This window comes from Bradyrhizobium daqingense, from assembly GCF_021044685.1.
GTDB lineage: Bacteria > Pseudomonadota > Alphaproteobacteria > Rhizobiales > Xanthobacteraceae > Bradyrhizobium > Bradyrhizobium daqingense.
In genome coordinates, this window is sequence record NZ_CP088014.1 from 4,217,901 (window position 1) to 4,237,221 (window position 19,321).

Below are 19,321 nucleotides of genomic sequence, written 5' to 3' on the forward strand. Positions count from 1 at the left end.
CCGCTCTCGCCGCATTGCCAATCATGCGGGAACGGCTTTGAGCGAATTTCTCCAGCATCTGATCAACATGCTCGTGCTCGGCGGCACCTATGCCCTGCTGGGCATCGGGCTGACCTTGATCTTCGGCATCATGAACGTCGTGAACTTCACGCATGGCATGCTCTACACGTTCGGCGCCTACATCATGTTCATCGTGGTGCAGCAGCTCGGCCTGAATTTCTTCCTGGCCTTGCCCGTGGCCGTGCTGGCCGGGTGGCTGTTGGGAGCGGCGATCGAGCTGACCTTGCTGCGGCCGCTGCGTGGCTCCGACATCGACACCACGATGCTGGTCATGATCGGCGCCTGGATCGCGATGCAATCGGGCACGCTGTGGATTTGGGGTGGCGTCGCCAAATCGGTGACGGCGCCATTTCCCGAGGCGCCGCTGGTGCTCGGACCAGTGTCGGTTTCCTGGTTGCGGCTGTTCGTTCTTGCCGCCGCGGCGCTCTTGATCCTCGTGACGTATCTCCTGATCAACAAGACCAGTCTCGGCCGGGCGATGCGGGCGACGTTCCAGGACCACGACACGGCCTCGCTGATGGGGGTCAATGTTGACATGATCTACACCTCGACCTTCGCGATCGGCTCCAGCCTTGCCGCGGCGGCGGGCGCGCTGCTCGGACCGGTCTACGTGATCTTCCCGCAGATGGGCGATCTCGCCGCCGTCAAGGCCTTCGCCATCGTCATACTCGGGGGGCTCGGCAACATTACCGGCGCGGTGATCGGCGGCTTCATCCTGGCGCTCGCCGAGGAGCTCGGCGCCGGCTACGTCTCATCAGGCTATCGCGATGCCATGGGCTTCCTGATCATCATTGCGGTCCTGATCTTCCGGCCGACCGGCCTGTTCGCACGCGCGGAGCGCGTCGGATGAGGATAGCCGTCACCGTCCTCGCGGTCGCAGCGCTCGCCTCGGTGCCGCTCTGGCTGCGCGATCCCTATCTCCTCAACGCGCTGATCACGACCGGCATCTTCGTCATCGGCGCGATGAGCCTTAATCTGCTGCTCGGCTTCACCGGCCAGCTCAGCCTCGGTCACATCGCCTTCTTCGGCATCGGCGCCTATGTCAGCGCGCTGACATCGCTCGGCTTCGATATCGGCCTGCCCGGGGATTTCCGTCTGGTCCACGCCCCCTGGCCTCCGATCGCGGGCTTCGTGCTGGCGATCCTGATTGCCGGATTGTGCGGCTATTTCGTCGGCCTTCTCTCGTTCCGCGTCCGCGGCGCCTATTTCGTCATTGTGACGATCTCCTTTGCAGAGGTCGTCCGTTTGGTTGCGCTGAATTGGGTCGAGCTGACGCAAGGGCCGCTGGCGCTGACCAACATCCCGTCTATCGCGTTGCCTTTGCCCGGCTTCGGTGAATTGACCCTTCGCACCAAAATGCACAACTACTACCTCGTGCTGGTGGTGGCACTCATCGCCTATCTTCTGATCGCGCGCCTCGTTCATTCCCATTTCGGCCGTGCAATGCGCGGGCTGATGGAGAACGAGACGCTCGCCGTTTCCGTCGGCATCGACGTGACCAGGACGCTGACGATTGCAGCGGTCATCTCGGCGGCGATCGCGGGTGCGGCCGGCAGCCTCTATGCGCACTACATCCGGATCATCGATCCTGAAGTGTTTGCCTTCATCAACACTGTCACCATGGTGATCATGGTCATCAGCGGCGGCAAGGGTTCGCTCGCTGGTCCTGTCATCGGCGGTCTTATCTTTGGGCTGCTGCCGGTCGCACTGCGTCCCGTCATGGCGCCGGAGGCGCAATGGATCGCCTATGGTGGCGTGCTCATCGCGATCCTGTTCGTGTTGCCGCGCGGCATCGTTCCCTCGCTGGCGCTGCGACTTGGCCGGCGACGGAGCCGAGGGGGAGCCCTGGCGCCGGTCGCTCTGTCGGAAACCGCTGCCAAGGAGCCGGCGTGATGACGGCGCGCAGCGTTGCCATGACCATCGACCAGGTCGCGGTCCGCTTCGGGGGTCTGGTCGCGATCTCCGACATGAGCTTCACCGTGGGCGAGGGCGAGATCGTCAGTCTGATCGGGCCGAACGGCGCTGGCAAGACCACCGCCTTCAACGTCATGACCGGCTTTCTGACGCCGAGCGCGGGCCGCGTGACCTATCGCAACACTGCGCTCGCCGGCCTGAAGCCGCATGAGATCGCGGATCTCGGCCTGATCCGCACCTTCCAGCGCACCAGCGTCTTCCCGAATGACACCGTCTACGACAACATCCTGATTGGCCTGCATCGACAAGGCCGGGTTCGGCTGCTCGACTCCATCCTCGGTCTGCCGGGCGCGCGCGCCTCCGAGCGCAGACTGCGGCAACGCGCGGGCGAGTTGCTCGAATGGGTCGGGCTCGAACGCCGTGCCCATGACGCGGCCGGCTCGCTGTCCTATGGGGAGCAGCGCCTCGTCGGCGTCGCGCTGGCACTGGCGGCAGAGCCATCGATGCTGCTGCTCGACGAGCCCGTCTCGGGCATGAACGCCTCGGAAACCCACCGCTTCGTCGAGCTGATCCGCAGCATCCGCGACCGGGGCATCACCATCCTCCTGGTCGAGCACGACATGCCGATGGTGATGACCGTCTCCGACCGTATCGTGGTGCTCAACTACGGCCGCATCATCGCGGAAGGGCCCCCCGACGTGATCCGCAACGATCCGGCAGTCATCGAAGCCTATCTCGGACATGGAGCGGGACGTGCTTGAGATCCGGGACATGGTGTGTGGGTACGGCGGCGTCACCGCATTGCGCGGCATCTCGCTCGACGTGAAGGCCGGCCAGCTGGTTGCCCTGATCGGCGCCAACGGCGCCGGCAAGAGCACGACGCTGCGCGCGATTTCCGGCCTCGTGCCGCCGCGCGCAGGACAAATGCGCTTCGAGGGCATCGACATCACTGGGGCAAGGCCGCCGCGCGTGCTGGCGAGCGGCATCGCGCATTGTCCGGAGGGGCGGCGCGTGTTTCCGCACATGAGCGTCGAGGAAAATCTCGACATGGGGGCCTACCTCCGTCGTGGTTCAGGCGAGATCGCAGCCGACCGCGACCGCATCTACGCGGAGTTTCCGCGACTCGCCGAGCGGCGCCGGCAGGCCGCGGGCACGCTGTCGGGCGGCGAGCAGCAGATGCTCGCGATCGGCCGGGCGCTGATGTCGCGGCCGCGGCTGATCATGTTCGACGAGCCGTCGCTCGGGCTCGCGCCCAACATCGTCGAGCGCACCTTCGCGATCATCCGCGGCATCCGCGACGCCGGCACCACGGTGTTGCTGGTGGAGCAGAATGCGTTTGCCGCGCTGGAGATGTGCGACTATGCCTACCTGTTGGAGAGTGGCCGTATCGTGCTGTCCGGCGCCGGCGCCGAGTTGATCGCGAACGAGCATGTGCGCAAGGCCTACCTCGGTGGATGAGGATGCCGCCGCTTCAGCCGGTGTCGGCTGGACGCCGGTCTGCAATCTCGACCGGCTGAGAGCCGACACCATCATTCGCGTGAACGTCGCAAGCCTCGACCTGCTGGTGATCTGGAACGACGGCAATGTCGTCGCATGCGACCGCGCTTGTCCGCATGAACAGGCAGATCTGGCTCTCGGAGAGGTGAGAGCCGGCCGGCTGTTCTGTCCGCGTCACGCGGCATCGTTCGATTTGCGCGACGGAGCGATCGATCGGGGATGGCCGAGCCCGCCGCTGCGGCTTTACCCGATACGGATCACGGGCGGACAAATCTGCGTGGACGCGCGGGAGCAGCAAGCGCCGCGATGATGGCATCCTGCTCCTGTTTTGCCCGACGTGTCAAAGGATCGATGGTGTCGACCTGACTGTAAAAATCGTCTTTGAAAACAAAGGCATCCCTACTGTGCATGGGGTTGTTTTCGTAAGCTAGTCCAGCAACCGGCGGACGGCGTCGACGAGGACCCCGTCTGGTCGCCGCAGGGCCTCGAGAATGGTGAAATGGTCGGCGCCCTCGACCGGAATGAGCTTGCCGGGCGCCTTCGCCGCCACGCGTTTGTCGTGGAGATTGATGGAATCGCACACGAGCGCCGGCAGCTCGTCGCTGCCATAGGCGATGTCGAGCCGCTTCGGCGTGACGGGCAGGCGCAGCGGCGACAGCGCGGCGATTTCCTCATCGGTCAGCTTCAGCGCGTTGTTGAGGCCGGTATCGCGGATGGGCGCGAGCTCGTACACGCCTGAGATCGCCAGTCCCGCATGGACACTCGGATGGTCCAGCGCCATCGCTGCGAGATGGCCGCCGGCAGACCATCCCGACAAGACGACCGGTCCGGCAACGCCATAGGACGGGCCATTGGCGGCGAGCCAGTCGAGCGCGCGCGGGACTTCGGCGACGATGTCGGTGAGCGACACCTCCGGCGCCAGCGAATAGCCGGGAATCGCAACCGACCAGCCATGGGCGGCGACGCCTTCGACGAGCATGGCGAACAATTCGCGCGAATTGCGCTGCCAATAGCCGCCATGCAGGAACACCAGGCATGGCGCCTCAGGCCTGGCAGCCGGGTAGAGATCGATCTTGTTGTTCGCCCGCTGACCGTAGGCCAGATCGAGATGGGATTTCAGCGTGCCTCGCAGCCGGCCGGAGGCCTCGTTCCGTTCGGCGATCAGGGCCGCGCTGTTCTTGACGGCCGCGTTGTTGTCATAGGCGGCGTCGCGTTCTGCCCGGGACAGCCCCGACCATGCGGAGCGGGGATCGAGCGGCAGACCTGTCGAATGAGCATTCTCAACCATAATCGCTCCGATGCGGCCCTGAAGGCATCCTCGTCTCTCGCGACGTGCTGCCGAGCGTACTCTCGACTGCCCCGTGTTGGTGCCATGGAAGCAAAACCGTTTCAATCCACCGCTACCGGCGGAATCGGCAGCGCGGTGATCGACTTGATCTTCTCCAACGCAAAGCGCGAGGTGACGTTCTTCAGTGGCACGGTGTGGATCAGCTTCTTGTAGAACACATCGTAGCTCGGCATGTCCGGAATGACGACACGCAGCATGTAGTCGACATCGCCGGCCATCCGGTAGAATTCCATGACCTCGGGCATGGCGCTGACCGCCGCGGCAAAACGCTTCAGCCAGGCATCGGAGTGATCGGAGCTCTCCACGGAGGCGAATATCGAAAGGCCGAGGCCGATCTTGTTCTGGTCGACCAGGGCGACGCACTTCAGGATCACGCCGTCGGCTTCCAGCCGCTGGATGCGCTTCCAGCACGGCGTTGACGACAGGCCGACGCGGTCGCCGATTTCAGCCACCGAGAGCGAGGCATCCTCCTGAAGCACCGTCAGGATCTTGCGGTCGATGGCGTCGAGACGGCGGCCGGTTTCGGCGAGCTGCAACGCAGCGTCGGTCATTGTCTGATTACCTTTGTGTCAGTGGAAGCTCGGGGGGCGCCGCTTGGGTTGGGTTTTCAGCCGTGGGGCCCGAACAGGAAGAACGCTCGGTGATTGCACGGGCGCTGCGCAAGGGCGCGGTCTACGCTCAGCTCGACGAGGCCGATGCCGAGACGCAGCGACACATGCGGGTATCGCAGCCGGATTTCTTCCTCCCGTTCGACCGGACCGGCATCGACCCCTTCACGCAGTGATTCCCGATCACGCTGCGTCTCGAAGGCACGGTTCGCGGCACGGGGGCTTGCGGATCATTGACGACAGTTGCGCGACGACGGTTCCAGGCCTCTATGCCGCAGGCGATGCCGCGACGCGCGAGCTGATCTGCGGTGGCTTTACCGGCGGCGGTAGCCACAATGCCGCCTGGGCGATGTCTTCGGGGTATTGGGCCGGGCAGGGCGCCGCCGAATTCGCGCGCCAGCTGGGCGCCACGGCCGGGCGTCAGGTGTTCCGACGGGGCACTGTCGGTTTGCGCTCCCGTAACGGGCGGCCGTTGCAGGGCGGTGCGCTCGCCCCAAGCGTCCAGGGCGAGGTGTTTCCCTATGAGCTGAATTACTTCCGCGAGGCCGGACGTTTGCGCCGGACGAGCAGGAGCTGCTGCGCGCGCGTCAGGCCGCCGCTATGCTTGCGACCGCGCGCTGGATGTATCGCAGCACGCTGGCGCGTCAGGAGAGCTGGGGAATGCATCGCCGCGATGATTATCCCGATCTGGACAATCGCTATCGCCATTATGTGACGACGGGAGGTCTCGACGAGGTGTGGACCTCGGCGCAGCCGCTGCCTTCCGCCCACTACGCCGAGGCTGCCGAATGATCGAGATCATCGATACTGAGCGGTGCACGGCTTGCGACATCTGCGTCAACGTGTGCCCGACCAACGTGTTCGACAAGACCGACGGCATTCCCAGGATCGCGCGCCAAGGCGATTGCCAGACCTGCTTCCTGTGCGAGCTCTACTGTCCGGAGGACGCGCTGTTCGTCTCGCCGTTTGCTGACGTCCCGCAAGCGGTCGATGTGGAAGCCGTCAAGGAGGCGGCTCTGCTTGGCAGCTATCGGCGCGCGGTGGGCTGGACCGCCGAGAGCCGACACCTGCGCGATGCAGATCGCAGCTACCGGCTGTTCGGCCATTGAAGATCATGTCGTCTTGCGGAGCGCGCCAGGAGTGGAGACCGCCTGTTCCTGTTGAAGCCGGGATTTGAAGACCCTGGGTACCCGGTCCTTCGTCTGCCCGCACTGTAACGCGATCGACGACCGGCGCTTCGTCGAAGCGGATACTGCGGTATCTGGCCGACCGCTCTGCGTTCCCGCATCTTCACCGTTAGGACCGATCGGAACGACCAGCCACACCTAGGTTTGAACCTGGCCCCAGCGTTGCACAGTGATCCGTGTCAGGCTCCGAAAAGATTACGCCTTCCACGAGCAGACCGATCAGGATCACCGTGAGCAGCCCGGCGAAGACGCTCGCGGTCTCCAGTTGCGCGCGGCTGGTGCAGATGAACCAGCCGATGCCGCCGGAGCGGGCACTGACCCCGAACACCAGCTCGGCCGCGATCAGCGTGCGCCAGGCGAATGCCCAGCCGATCCGCAAGCCCGATAGGATCTGGGGAAAGGCCGCAGGCACCAGGATCTCCGCGACGAACCGGCCGCCGGAGAGGCCGAGATTGCGGCCGGCCATCCGCAAAGTCGGCGGCACCGCGAGGAAGCCGCCATAGCAGGCGAGGGCTACCGGCCACAGCACCGAGTGAACGATGACGAAGATGAGGCTCGGCGTTCCCGAGTTGCTCGGCAGAGAGGCCGTGCGGGTACTTTTACGGGCCTTTGCGCCCGACCGGTAGCGCGCCGGCCAGCGCCTCCCTCTCGAAGCCATTGCCAAATCCCGATATATATCCTTCATTGCCCTTGGCGATTGAAGGCGCACTTTCCCGTGCCGGACGCTTTCCAGCTGAACCCAATCTATTGTCCCCGTTGTTGCCTGCGATTAGCTCAAGACGCCTTGAGCACGCCGCGCTGGATCTGATCCGCCTCGATGCTCTCGAACAGGGCCTTGAAGTTGCCCTCGCCGAAGCCATCGTCCCCCTTTCTCTGGATGAATTCGAAGAAGATTGGCCCGATCACGGTCTTCGAGAAGATCTGGAGCAGGATGCGAGTCTGTCCGCCATCGACGACACCTTCGCCGTCGATGAGTATCCCGTACTTACGCATGCGCTCGAGCGGCTCGGTGTGCCCCTTAACGCGATCGAACGACTTGTCGTAGTAGATCGCTGGCGGCCCCGGCATGAACTCGAGCCCGCGAGTGGCAATCGCATCGGTTGCCGAATAGATGTCGTCCGTGCCGACGGCGATGTGCTGGATGCCTTCGCCCTTGTATTGGCGCAGATATTCCTCGATCTGGCTTTTGTCGTCGGCGCTCTCGTTGATCGGGATGCGGATCTTGCCGCAGGGAGAGGTCAGCGCGCGCGACGTCAAGCCCGTAAGCTTGCCCGAGATGTCGAAGTAACGGATCTCTCGGAAATTGAACGTCTGGCTGTAGAACTTGTACCAGGTGTCCATATTGCCGCGCATCACGTTGTGCGTGAGGTGATCGAGATAATAGAAGCCGACGCCTTTCGGCGTGGGATCGACCTCGCCGGTCCAGTCGTACTCGGCGGAATAGGGTGAGCCCTTCGCGCCATAAGTCTCGACCAGATACAGGAGGGAGCCACCGATCCCGACAACGGCAGGTACGCCGAGTGATTTGTCACTGCCGGTGTATTCGGTGCCGCCGAGGTCGAGGACGCGCTTCAGGGCATGTTTGGCATCGACGACGCGCCAGGCCATGGCCGGAGCGCAAGGGCCGTGCTCGGCCACGAAGCGGGCGGCATGGGAATTCGGTTCGCGGTTCAAGACGTAATTGATCTTGCCCTGGCGCCAGATGGAAATGTCCTTGGTCTTGTGCCGGGCGACCTCGGTATAGCCCATTTGCTCGAAGAGCCTGGCGAGCTTCTGAGGCTCGGGATGGGCGAACTCGACGAACTCGAAGCCGTCGGTACCGGCCGGGTTGGCAGCCGAAATCGTGGCGGGTGGGGCATCGTGAGGGAAGGGACCCAATGTCGCGCTCCTGGCATGGAATGTGATCGGAAGAAATATACTGCCGATCCGCTGCACGATCTCCGCAAAATCCGCTCGACAGACGCGGCTGATGCGTGAAACATGCGGAGATTGACGAATTCTCGCAAGGATCATGCATGGATCAGTTTGATGTAAAACTGCTACAAGCGCTTCAGTCCAATGGACGCCTGTCGAATTTTGAACTGGCCGATGTCGTGGGCCTGTCGTCCTCCCAGTGCTCGCGGCGCCGGGCCGCGCTCGAAGATGCTGGGACGATCGCAAGCTACCACGCTCACCTCGACCGCGGGGCGCTCGGGCTCGGCATCGTCGTCTTCGTGCAGGTGACGCTTGCGACCCACTCGCCGGACAATTCGAGGCGCTTCTCCAAGTTGATCGAGAGCCTGGAGGAGGTGCAGGAGGCGTACGCGCTCACCGGCGAAGCAGACTATCTGATCAAGATCACGATCACCGACCTCAAGGCGCTCTCGCGACTCCTCAACGACGTATTTCTGCCGCACGACAGCGTCGCGCACGTGCGCTCATCCATCGTTCTCGATTGCCTGAAGCAAACCGCTCGGTTGCCGTTAGGACACCTGATACCTGTCGAGACAAGCAAGCCTCGTCCGGCGATGAATTCTCGAGCGCGCGGCGAAGGGCGTCGACGACCTAGAAAGGCTTGAGACGTTTAAGCCTGTTCTGCGGCTTGAGCATCGTCGGCGAAGTCTTGACTCGGAAGGCCAGGGTCTGTCGATTATCAAGCAACACTAATCCATGTTTACTATGTCGGCGTTTGCTGATGTCGACTTGAGGCGCGCAGTTTGCGGAAATCATCGCCGGCGTGATGGGAAGAGCGCGTCAACGGTGTTGCAGATACGAGCAAGAAGCCCTTGGCATAGGCGGTCTTCTCATAAGCGTCGAATTCGTCGGGCGTCACGAAGCTGACCACGGGGTGATGCTTTCGCGTGGGCTGCAGATACTGGCCGATGGTCAGGAAGTCGACGTCTGCGGAGCGCAAATCGTCCATCAATTGCAGCACCTCGCTCCTGATCTCGCCGAGGCCAACCATGATGCCGGACTTGGTGAAGATCTGCGGATCGAGCTCCTTTACGCGTTGCAGCAGTCGGACCGAATGGAAGTAGCGCGCCCCCGGGCGCACCGCCAGATATTTTGACGGCACCGTTTCCATATTGTGATTGAACACGTCCGGTTTCGCCGCCACGACCGTCTCGAGCGCGCCTTGCTTGCGCAGAAAGTCCGGCGTCAGAATCTCGATCGAGGTTGCCGGGCTCGCCGCGCGGATCGCGGCGATGGTCGCAGCGAAGTGTGCCGCCCCGCCATCGGCAAGATCGTCGCGATCGACCGACGTGACGACGACATGCTCGAGCCCAAGCTTGGCAACGGCTTCGGCGATCTTGGCGGGTTCATCAGCGTCGAGCGGGCCGGGCAGGCCGGTCCGCACGTTGCAGAATGCGCAGGCGCGCGTGCAGGTGTCCCCCATGATCATGAAGGTCGCGTGCTTCTTCGCCCAGCACTCGCCGATATTCGGGCTGGACGCTTCCTCGCACACGGTTACGAGTTTGTTCTCGCGCACGATGCGTCGGGTCTCGGCCCAGGCGTCTGAGCCCGGCGCCTTCACGCGGATCCACGCCGGCTTGCGCTGCAGGGGCGTCTCCGGACGGTTCACCTTCTCCGGATGGCGCGGCGCGTCCGGTCGCAGCTTCGCGCGCGGATCCTTGTCGAGGAGATCGAGTACGACGGTCATTTGGGCAACCTCGTGTTGCGCAAGAAAGGCGCGGAGGATTCAACGCTGGCGAATTGACGTGCGCGAAAATGCAAAGACTGTCCGGCTGCAGACATTCGTTGTTCGTGCTGCGTTAGTCAAATCGTCATGCACGCACGCGCCGGCTGCTGTCCCGCCCCATGGCTCGCGTTCGCGGCCGCTCCTACCGGCAACGCCCGCATTTGCCGGCCAGCTCAACGGGTCCGATCTTTCGGGCGGAACCAGTGGCCCGTTTTCCGGAGCTTCAGACGAATGCCGGCCGATCATGGCGGCGCCGTCGGGCGGCTGACCGACAATCCTGAGTAAAATTAAGGGCATGTGCGCGATAGTTAGGCGTCTTCGAGGTCTGGCACGAATGCTGCTTAGACGGCTGCAAAAGAATAAGCAGATCAGAACAAGCACGGCGAGGGGAACGTTCAAATGCCAGCCAGCACTCCATCTTTAAACTAGAGCAACGGGCATATCGCCTGCGTGGCATCGCGCGCCTCCATCCCGAGGCGGCGCAATGAACGATGACGCCTGACTTCTGCTTGGCATGCAAGGGAGAGAGTAATGACAGTCGCGGACGCGCACGATTTGGATCCGCAGGAGACCCGCGAGTGGCTCGACGCCCTGTCGGCGATCCGAGGTCACCGCGGTAGCGAGCGCGCCGAATTCGTCGTCAACGCAGTCATTGCCGCCGCGCGCGGTGGCGGCCTCGCTATTCAGCAGACGCTGACGACGCCCTATTGCAACACGATTCCGCTGGATCAGCAGCCGGCTCTGCCGGGCGACCGCGCCATCGAGCACAAGCTGCGGTCCATCATCCGGTGGAATGCTCTCGCCATCGTTCTGCGCGCCAACAAGGAAAGCTCGGAGCTCGGCGGGCACATCGCGAGCTTCCAGTCCGCCGCCACGCTCTATGACATCGGCTTCGGCCATTTCTGGCATGCGCCGACGGAAGAACACGGCGGCGATCTGATCTTCGTTCAGGGCCACTGTTCGCCCGGCATCTACGCGCGGGCGTTTCTCGAAGGGCGGTTGAGTGAGGATCAGCTGCTCGGCTTCCGGCAGGAGACCGGCGGCAAGGGCCTGTCGAGCTATCCGCATCCCTGGCTGATGCCGGATTTCTGGCAGTTCCCGACGGTCTCGATGGGGCTAGGGCCGCTGATGGCGATCTATCAGGCCCGGTTCCTGAAATATCTGGAGAACCACAAGCTGGCGGAGACCGCGAACCGCAAGGTCTGGGCCTTCATGGGTGACGGTGAAACCGACGAGCCGGAATCGCTCGGCGCGATCTCGCTCGCGGGCCGCGAGAACCTCGACAATCTGATCTTCGTCATCAACTGCAACCTGCAGCGGCTCGACGGGCCGGTGCGCGGCAACGGCAAGATCGTTCAGGAGCTCGAAAGCGTTTTCCGCGGCGCCGGCTGGAACGTCATCAAGGTGCTGTGGGGATCGGGCTGGGATCGGCTGCTGGCGAACGACAAGAGCGGGTTGCTGCTGAAGCGTATGGAGGAATGCGTCGACGGCGAGTACCAGGATTTCAAGAGCAAGAGCGGCGCCTATATCCGCGAGCATTTCTTCGGCAAGTACGACGAGCTGAAGCAGCTCGTCGCCGACATGAGCGACGACGAGATCTGGAAACTTGCGCGGGGCGGTCACGATCCGGAGAAGGTGTTCGCGGCCTATACCGCGGCGGTGAACCACAAGGGACAGCCTACCGTCATTCTGCCCAAGACCGTCAAAGGCTACGGCATGGGCGAGTCCGGCGAAGGTCAGATGATCGCGCATCAGGCCAAGAAGATGACACAGGACGCGCTGCGCGGTTTCCGCGACCGCTTCCAGGTGCCGGTCAGCGACGATGAGCTGGCCAAGGTGCCGTTCATCCGTCCGGCGGAAGACAGTCCGGAGATGAAGTATCTGCGCGCTCAGCGCGAGAAGCTCGGCGGCAGCCTGCCGCAACGCCGGCGCAAATCCGCGTCCTTGCAAATTCCGCCGTTGTCGACGTTCCAGCGGCTGCTCGATGCCACCGGCGACCGCGAAATCTCGACCACGATGGCGTTCGTGCAGATGCTCGGCGCGCTGGTGCGCGACAAGGCGATCGGCAAGCACATCGTGCCGATCGTGCCCGATGAATCCCGGACCTTCGGCATGGAGGGCATGTTCCGCCAGCTCGGCATCTATTCGTCGGTCGGCCAGCTCTACCGTCCCCAGGACGCCGACCAGCTGATGTACTACCGCGAGGACAAGACCGGGCAGGTGCTTCAGGAGGGCATCAACGAAGGCGGCGCCATGTCGAGCTGGATCGTCGCGGCAACGTCCTACTCGACGAACGACGTGCCGATGATCCCGTTCTACATCTACTATTCGATGTTCGGATTGCAGCGCGTCGGCGACCTCGCCTGGCTCGCCGGCGACATGCGCGCGCGGGGATTTTTGCTCGGGGGCACCGCCGGCCGCACCACGCTGAACGGCGAAGGCTTGCAGCACGAAGACGGCCATAGCCACGTGCTTGCCGGCACCATCCCGAACTGCATCTCCTACGATCCGACCTTCGCCTACGAGGTCGTGACCATCGTGCGCGAGGGCATGCGCCGCATGTACGAAGCGCAGGAGGACGTCTACTACTACATCACGCTGATGAACGAGAACTATCCGCATCCCTCGCTCGCCGAAGCGGGCAAGGGAGCAGAAGAGGGAATTCTCAAGGGGCTTTATCTCCTCAAGAACGGCGGCGAGACATCGAAGAGGGGACTTCGCGTCCAGCTCGTCGGCTCGGGCACGATCCTGCGCGAGGTGATTGCGGCCGCCGACCTGCTCAAGGCGGATTTCGGCGTGACCGCCGACATCTGGAGCGCGACGAGCTTCAACGAGCTGCGTCGCGACGGCATGGCCACGGAACGGTGGAATCTGCTGCACCCGACGGAGCCGCGCCGAAAGAGCTGGGTCGAAGCGCAGCTCGAAACGCATCCGGGTCCGGTCGTGGCGTCGACCGACTACATGCGCAACTACCCCGACCAGATCCGCGAATATGTCCAGGCGGCCGGACGCCGCTACGTCGTGCTCGGCACCGACGGTTTTGGCCGCAGCGACTTTCGCGTCAAGCTGCGCAAGTTTTTCGAGGTCGACCGGCATTACGTCGCCATCGCCGCGCTCAAGGCGCTCGCTGACGAAGGCACGATCAAGCCTGTCATCGTCGCGGAAGCCATCGCCAAGTACCAGATCGACGCCGGGCGCGCTGCGCCATGGACCGTGTGAGACAGCGAGCCGAGGGCAGAGCGATGAGTGGTCTGATCGACATCAAGGTTCCCGACATCGGCGACTTCAAGGACGTTCCGGTGATCGAGGTCTTCGTCAAGCCGGGCGACAGGGTGAAGGCGGAAGATCCTCTGGTTGCACTCGAATCCGACAAGGCGACCATGGAGGTGCCGTCGCCCCGTGAAGGCGTGGTGAAATCGGTAGTCGTCGAGATCGGCGACAAGGTCAGCGAAGGCACTGTGATCGTGCAGTTCGATGGCGCGGGCGCCGAGCAGGCCGAGGCGCGGCCGGTCGTCAGCGCTCCGCCGTCGCCGGTCAGTGCGCCGGCTGGCGTCGCAGAGGTGCGCGTCCCCGATATCGGCGACTTCAAGGACGTTCCGGTCATCGAGATCTTCGTGAAGCCCGGCGACAGCGTGAAGGCGGAGGATCCGCTGATTGCGCTCGAGTCGGACAAGGCGACGATGGAAGTGCCGGCGCCGCTCTCGGGCACCGTGCGCGAGATCAAGCTGAAGATGGGCGACAAGGTCAGCGAGGGCGCGGTCATTCTCGTGCTCGCGACCGGCGAGGGAGCGTCGGCCGCGCCGACAGCTGCCACGCCGGCGCCTGCGTCACCGACGCCTGCTGCTGCCCCCGCGGCGCAGGCGGGTGCCGTGGACGAGAAGGCGTTCGCACTGGCCTATGCCGGCCCCGCGGTTCGCAAGCTGGCGCGCGAGCTCGGCGTCGATCTCGGCAGGGTCAAGGGTACAGGCAATCGCGGCCGCATCCAGCGCGAGGACGTCGAGGCCTTTGCCAAGGGTGGGGCTGCAATCGCCAAGCCGCAGGCCGCTAGCGCAGGCGGAAGCGGCGTCGGCGGCGTCGATCTGCTGCCCTGGCCCAAGATCGATTTCGCCAAGTTCGGTCCGGTCGAGCGCAAGGAACTCGGTCGCATCAAGAAGATCTCGGCGGCCAATCTGCACCGCAACTGGGTCGTCATCCCGCACGTCACCACCCACGACGAGGCCGACATCACCGAACTCGAACAGTTCCGGGTGAAGATGAACAAGGAGCTGGAGAAGAGCGGCGTCAAGCTGTCGCTGCTGCCGTTCATGGTGAAGGCGGCCGTCGCGGCGCTGAAGAAGTTTCCGGAATTCAACGCCAGCCTCGACGGCGACACGCTCGTCTACAAGAACTATTGGCACATCGGCTTTGCGGCAGACACGCCGAACGGCCTGATGGTGCCGGTCATTCGCGACGCCGACAAGAAATCGATCCCGGACATCGCGAACGAGATGAACGCGCTCGCCAAACTGGCGCGCGAGGGCAAGATCAAGCCAGACCAGATGCAGGGCGGCACCTTCTCGATCTCCTCGCTCGGCGGCATCGGCGGGATCTATTTCACACCGATCATCAACGCGCCCGAGGTCGCGATCATGGGCGTCTGCAAAGGCTACTGGAAGCAGCATTCAGCGGACGGCAAAACCTGGACATCGCGTCTGACCTTGCCACTGTCGCTCTCCTGGGACCACCGCGTCATTGACGGCGCGGCGGCCGCGCGCTTCAACGTCTATTTCGCCAATGTGCTCGCCGATCTGCGGCGCGTGTTGTTCTGAGGTTGGGGAACGCAGTATGGCTCAGATCGAAGTCAAGGTTCCTGACATCGGCGACTTCAAGGACGTCGCCGTCATCGAGGTGATGGTGAAGGCCGGCGAGACCGTCGCGGTCGACACCAGCCTCATCATGGTCGAGTCCGACAAGGCCTCGATGGAGATCCCATCCTCGCACGCCGGAATCGTCAAGGACGTCAGGGTCAAGGTCGACGACAAGGTCAGCGAGGGATCCGTCATCCTCGTGCTGGAGACGACGGGAGCCGCGGCCGCAGCCGCGCCCGCACCGGCATCGCCGCCGGCCGCCGCGACGCCACCCGTTGCGCCTGTCGCCTCGTCCCATTCCGGCAAGGCGGAGCTCGAATGCGACATGCTGGTGCTGGGTGCCGGTCCCGGCGGTTACTCCGCCGCCTTCCGCGCCGCCGATCTCGGCATGAAGACCGTGCTGGTCGAGCGTTACGATAAGCTCGGCGGCGTCTGTCTCAACGTCGGCTGCATCCCGAGCAAAGCGCTGCTGCACACCGCGTCGGTGATCGACGAGGTCAAGCATCTTCCCGACCATGGCATCACCTTCGGTGCGCCGCAGGTCGACCTCGACAAGCTGCGCGGATTCAAAGATGGCGTGATCAAGAAGCTGACCGGCGGCCTTGCCGGCATGGCAAAGGCCCGCAAGGTCGAGGTCGTGACCGGCGTCGGTGGCTTCCTCGATCCGCATCATCTCGAAGTCGTCTCGGCGAGTGGCAAGAAGACGATCAGGTTCGCCAAGGCCATCATCGCTGCGGGCAGCCAGGCAGTGAAGCTGCCCTTCCTCCCCGACGATCCGCGGATCGTCGATTCGACCGGTGCGCTGCTTCTGGAATCGATTCCCAAGCGCATGCTGGTGATCGGCGGCGGCATCATTGGGCTCGAAATGGCGACGGTCTATTCGACGCTCGGCGCGCGCATCGACGTCGTCGAAATGCTCGACGGGCTGATGCAGGGCGCCGACCGTGACCTAGTCAAGGTCTGGGAGAAGCTGAACGCCCGCCGGTTCGACAAGGTGATGCTGAAGACCAAGACCGTGGGCGCAAAAGCAACCGACGCCGGCATCGAAGTGCGCTTCGAGGGCGAGCAGGCTCCCGCCGGGCCGCAGCTCTATGACCTGGTCCTGGCGGCGGTCGGGCGAAGCCCGAACGGCAAGAACATCGGCGCCGAGAAGGCCGGTATCGCCGTCACCGACCGCGGCTTCATCAATGTCGACAGGCAGATGCGCACCAACGTGCCGCATATCCATGCGATCGGAGACATCGTGGGACAGCCGATGCTGGCGCACAAGGCTGTCCATGAAGGCCACGTCGCCGCCGAGGTCGCGCACGGCGAAAAGGCGTATTTCGACGCGCGCCAGATTCCGTCCGTCGCCTACACCGATCCCGAAGTCGCCTGGGCCGGCAAGACGGAGGATCAGTGCAAGGCCGAGGGGATCAAGTTCGGCAAGTCGGTGTTCCCGTGGGCGGCATCCGGCCGCGCCATCGCCAACGGCCGCGACGAGGGTTTTACGAAGCTGCTGTTCGATACTGCGACTGACCGTGTCATCGGCGGCGGAATCGTCGGTACGCATGCAGGAGATCTCATCAGCGAAATCTGCCTTGCGGTCGAGATGGGTTGTGAACCGGCGGATATCGGCAAGACCATTCATCCGCATCCCACGCTCGGCGAGTCAATCGGCATGGCTGCAGAGGTCTTCGAAGGCCACTGCACCGATCTGCCGCCGCAAAAGAAGAAGTCGTGATACAAGCGTGTTACGGGCAGTGAGAGGGCAGAGGTGAAGGAGACGGTCATGGTTTCAAGAGCGTGGCGAGTTCTCGTCCTTCTAGCCTTTGTTCTGCTTCAGCCCAGGTTGGCGTCGGCGGCGGAGGCGCATTGGCCCCAGGTGCTCACGCTCGGCACCGCGTCGGAAGGCGGCACCTATTACGCCTATGGCGAAGGGCTGGCGCGATTGCTCTCGCGAGAGCTCGGCATCGCGGTGGTTGCGCGACCAACTGGCGGCCCGGTTGAGAATATCAAGCTGCTTGAGACCGGTGAAATTCAATTGGCCTTCGTCACACATGGAGTGGCGTTGCAAGCCTGGAACGCCAGCGCTGCCTGGACCGACGGGCGGCAGTACCGAAACATGCGCGCGATGTTCGCGATGTACGATACGCCGTTCCAGTTTCAAGTGCTCGGTGACTCGCCGATTCAATCGTTTGCCGAGTTCGCCGGCAAGCGCATTGGCGTCGGGCCCGAAGGCGGCACCACCGCCGCCTACTTTCCCGAGTTCCTGAAGGCGCTGAAGATCGAGGCCACCCTCGTTCACGGCGATTGGTCGGAGCTTGCGGAGAAGTCGTTGGCGCGAGGCATCGATGCGCTCGTGGTTGGCGCCGGCGTACCGGTGCCGATGTTTATCGATATCGAGCGAAAGGCGAAGGTGCGCTACGTGCCTCTCACGCGGCAGGAGATCGCAATGCTGCGCCTGACGATGCCGGAGCTCTCCGCATCCGTTGTCGCCGCGGGCTCGTATCCTACCTTACGGCGTCGTTACGAGACCGTCGGCCTGTTCAATTTTGCCGTCGCGCACAAGGCTCTTCCTGACGATCTGGTTAAGGCCATCGTCGACACCGTGTTCGCCAACAACGAGCGGATGATCGAGTTTCATCCGGCGGCGGCGGAAACGATTCCCTCGAACATCACGCGCAACAACTTCATTCCGCTGCATGGCGGTGCGGTCAGTTGGTATCGCAGCAAGGTTACGCCTGGCGTTGCGCATTCGGACTGAGAAGAAGCTTAAGGAGCAACAGAACATGGCAACGGCAGCAGCAACGACGGATGGTCACCATTCCGCAAAGTGGTACCAGCATCTCTACGTGCAGGTTCTGGCCGCAATCACATGCGGCATACTACTGGGTCATTTTTATCCTCATCTCGGCGAGCAGATGAAGCCGCTCGGCGATGCGTTCATCAAGTGCATCAAGATGATCATTGCGCCGATCATCTTCTTCACGGTCGTGCATGGTATTGCCAGCATGCGCGATATGAAGAAGGTCGGACGTGTTGGTTTGAAAGCACTGATCTATTTCGAAGTGCTGACGACGGCGGCGCTGATCATCGGGCTTATCGTCATCAATCTGTGGAAGCCCGGCGCAGGCATGAACGTCGACCTGTCGACCGTCGATACGAAATCGATCGCGGCCTTCACGGCGAAAGCGAAGGAGCAGGGCACGGTCCAGTTTCTGATGGATATCATCCCGTCGACGGTCGTCGGTGCCTTTGCCAACGGTGAAATTCTGCAAGTGTTGTTCTTTGCGATCCTGTTTGCATTCGGCTTGCAAGCGCTCGGTCAACACGGTGAGGGCGTGCTGCGGCTGATCGATGTCGTGAGCCACGTGTTCTTCAAGATCGTGGGTTACATCATGAAAGTCGCGCCGATCGGAGCGTTCGGCGCAATGGCGTTCACGATCGGCAAGTACGGGGTGGCGACGCTGGTCTCGTTGGCAAACTTCATGCTGGCGTTCTACGTAACATGCTTGCTGTTCATCTTCGTCGTGCTCGGCACCGTTGCCGCCCTTAGCGGTTTCTCAATTCTCAAGTTCATCCGATATATCAAGGAAGAGCTTCTGATCGTGCTTGGCACGTCGTCGTCGGAATCGGTGCTGCCGCGTATGATCGCAAAGACCGAAAACCTTGGCTGCGAAAAGTCGGTCGTCGGCTTGGTCATTCCGACGGGTTACTCGTTCAATCTGGACGGCACCTGTATTTACCTGACGATGGCCGCGATCTTCCTGGCGCAAGCGACCAATACGCCTCTGACGATCTGGCAAGAGCTCGGCATCATTGGCGTTCTGCTCCTGACGTCCAAAGGCGCCGCTGGCGTCACGGGATCCGGCTTCATCGTTCTGGCCGCGACACTTGCCTCCGTGGGGACGATCCCGGTCGCGAGCATCGCCTTGATCCTCGGCATCGACCGCTTCATGTCCGAAGCGCGCGCGCTCACCAACCTCATTGGAAACGGCGTCGCGACAGTCGTCGTCGCCAAATGGGAAGGGGCGCTTGATGAAAAAATGCTCCATCGACGCCTGAACCAGGAGAGCGATCGCGAAGCTGATGACCCGGAGTCCGTGAAGATTGCGGATGACGAGATCGAAGCAGGCGTGCCGCGGCCGGTGGTCGCTTGACCGTGATAGCGGCAGAGGGTGATGCGAACGTCAAACGAG

At 63.1% G+C, this 19,321-nt stretch carries 18 protein-coding genes and 1 pseudogene; 14 read left to right on the plus strand and 5 right to left on the minus strand.

Features of this window, described 5'->3' with window-relative positions; all coding sequences use genetic code 11:
* The first annotated feature begins 37 nt into the window (after window positions 1-37).
* Genes LPJ38_RS19765 through LPJ38_RS19785 form a run of 5 tightly spaced genes read left to right on the plus strand, consistent with a single transcriptional unit; the run spans window position 38 to window position 3,781 of the window.
* Window positions 38-910, plus strand: a complete 873-nt coding sequence (locus LPJ38_RS19765) for a branched-chain amino acid ABC transporter permease (protein WP_167520671.1) — start codon at window positions 38-40, stop codon at window positions 908-910.
* A complete protein-coding gene (locus LPJ38_RS19770; protein WP_145639846.1) occupies window positions 907-1,953 on the plus strand; it encodes a branched-chain amino acid ABC transporter permease in 1,047 nt (348 codons plus the stop codon). Before LPJ38_RS19765 ends, LPJ38_RS19770 begins: the two co-directional genes overlap by 4 nt.
* Window positions 1,953-2,735, plus strand: a complete 783-nt coding sequence (locus LPJ38_RS19775) for an ABC transporter ATP-binding protein (protein ID WP_167520670.1) — start codon at window positions 1,953-1,955, stop codon at window positions 2,733-2,735. The genes LPJ38_RS19770 and LPJ38_RS19775 overlap by 1 nt, the downstream gene beginning before the upstream one ends.
* A complete protein-coding gene (locus tag LPJ38_RS19780) occupies window positions 2,728-3,432 on the plus strand; it encodes an ABC transporter ATP-binding protein (protein ID WP_167520669.1) in 705 nt (234 codons plus the stop codon). Before LPJ38_RS19775 ends, LPJ38_RS19780 begins: the two co-directional genes overlap by 8 nt.
* Window positions 3,425-3,781 carry a Rieske (2Fe-2S) protein gene (locus LPJ38_RS19785; protein WP_231088343.1) on the plus strand — a complete coding sequence of 119 codons (357 nt, stop codon included), beginning with the start codon at window positions 3,425-3,427 and terminating at the stop codon, window positions 3,779-3,781. The genes LPJ38_RS19780 and LPJ38_RS19785 overlap by 8 nt, the downstream gene beginning before the upstream one ends.
* Window positions 3,782-3,898: 117 nt before the next feature.
* Here LPJ38_RS19785 and LPJ38_RS19790 read toward each other — a convergent pair whose 3' ends face one another.
* Window positions 3,899-4,759 (minus strand): alpha/beta hydrolase, encoded by an 861-nt coding sequence (locus tag LPJ38_RS19790; protein WP_145639838.1) that lies wholly within the window; start codon window positions 4,757-4,759, stop codon window positions 3,899-3,901.
* A gap of 101 nt (window positions 4,760-4,860) precedes the next feature.
* Window positions 4,861-5,370: an Lrp/AsnC family transcriptional regulator gene (locus tag LPJ38_RS19795; RefSeq protein ID WP_145639836.1), complete on the minus strand. Its 510-nt coding sequence runs from the start codon at window positions 5,368-5,370 to the stop codon at window positions 4,861-4,863.
* 62 nt (window positions 5,371-5,432) lie between these two features.
* Between LPJ38_RS19795 and LPJ38_RS19800 the strand changes: the two genes are divergently transcribed.
* The 3 genes from LPJ38_RS19800 to LPJ38_RS19810 all read left to right on the plus strand — a co-directional run bounded on the left by LPJ38_RS19800 (window position 5,433) and on the right by LPJ38_RS19810 (window position 6,536).
* Window positions 5,433-5,603, plus strand: coding sequence for a hypothetical protein (locus LPJ38_RS19800; protein WP_231088344.1), 171 nt, complete (start codon window positions 5,433-5,435; stop codon window positions 5,601-5,603).
* Between the two features lie 424 nt (window positions 5,604-6,027).
* Window positions 6,028-6,219 carry a hypothetical protein gene (locus LPJ38_RS19805; protein ID WP_231088345.1) on the plus strand — a complete coding sequence of 64 codons (192 nt, stop codon included), beginning with the start codon at window positions 6,028-6,030 and terminating at the stop codon, window positions 6,217-6,219.
* Window positions 6,216-6,536 (plus strand): 4Fe-4S dicluster domain-containing protein, encoded by a 321-nt coding sequence (locus tag LPJ38_RS19810; protein WP_145639834.1) that lies wholly within the window; start codon window positions 6,216-6,218, stop codon window positions 6,534-6,536. Before LPJ38_RS19805 ends, LPJ38_RS19810 begins: the two co-directional genes overlap by 4 nt.
* Before the next feature lie 216 nt (window positions 6,537-6,752).
* Here the strand turns inward: LPJ38_RS19810 and LPJ38_RS19815 are convergent.
* A pseudogene (locus tag LPJ38_RS19815) lies at window positions 6,753-7,179 on the minus strand (ABC transporter permease); the annotation flags it as partial.
* Window positions 7,180-7,388: 209 nt separating this feature from the next.
* Complete coding sequence (gene hppD / locus LPJ38_RS19820) at window positions 7,389-8,492, minus strand: 4-hydroxyphenylpyruvate dioxygenase (protein WP_145639832.1); 1,104 nt, start codon at window positions 8,490-8,492, stop codon at window positions 7,389-7,391.
* A 137-nt stretch (window positions 8,493-8,629) separates the two neighbouring features.
* Here hppD and LPJ38_RS19825 point away from each other — a divergent pair, with 137 nt between their 5' ends.
* On the plus strand, window positions 8,630-9,172 hold the full coding sequence (locus LPJ38_RS19825) for an Lrp/AsnC family transcriptional regulator (protein ID WP_145639830.1): 543 nt from the start codon (window positions 8,630-8,632) through the stop codon (window positions 9,170-9,172).
* Window positions 9,173-9,270: 98 nt separating this feature from the next.
* Here LPJ38_RS19825 and lipA read toward each other — a convergent pair whose 3' ends face one another.
* The gene (gene lipA, locus LPJ38_RS19830; RefSeq protein WP_145639828.1) at window positions 9,271-10,254 is read right to left on the minus strand and encodes a lipoyl synthase; all 984 of its coding nucleotides are present in this window, start codon (window positions 10,252-10,254) and stop codon (window positions 9,271-9,273) included.
* A gap of 570 nt (window positions 10,255-10,824) precedes the next feature.
* Between lipA and aceE the strand changes: the two genes are divergently transcribed.
* From aceE to LPJ38_RS19855, 5 genes are read left to right on the plus strand one after another with little or no spacing between them, the layout of a single operon-like run.
* The gene (aceE, locus tag LPJ38_RS19835; protein ID WP_158644790.1) at window positions 10,825-13,512 is read left to right on the plus strand and encodes a pyruvate dehydrogenase (acetyl-transferring), homodimeric type; all 2,688 of its coding nucleotides are present in this window, start codon (window positions 10,825-10,827) and stop codon (window positions 13,510-13,512) included.
* Between the two features lie 23 nt (window positions 13,513-13,535).
* Entirely contained in the window at window positions 13,536-15,101 is a 1,566-nt protein-coding gene (locus LPJ38_RS19840; protein ID WP_145639822.1) for a dihydrolipoyllysine-residue acetyltransferase, read from the plus strand.
* A gap of 16 nt (window positions 15,102-15,117) precedes the next feature.
* The gene (gene lpdA, locus LPJ38_RS19845; protein WP_145639820.1) at window positions 15,118-16,863 is read left to right on the plus strand and encodes a dihydrolipoyl dehydrogenase; all 1,746 of its coding nucleotides are present in this window, start codon (window positions 15,118-15,120) and stop codon (window positions 16,861-16,863) included.
* Between the two features lie 33 nt (window positions 16,864-16,896).
* A complete protein-coding gene (locus LPJ38_RS19850; RefSeq protein WP_231088346.1) occupies window positions 16,897-17,886 on the plus strand; it encodes a TAXI family TRAP transporter solute-binding subunit in 990 nt (329 codons plus the stop codon).
* A gap of 25 nt (window positions 17,887-17,911) precedes the next feature.
* Window positions 17,912-19,282, plus strand: a complete 1,371-nt coding sequence (locus LPJ38_RS19855) for a dicarboxylate/amino acid:cation symporter (protein WP_145639817.1) — start codon at window positions 17,912-17,914, stop codon at window positions 19,280-19,282.
* The last annotated feature ends 39 nt before the right edge of the window (window positions 19,283-19,321 follow it).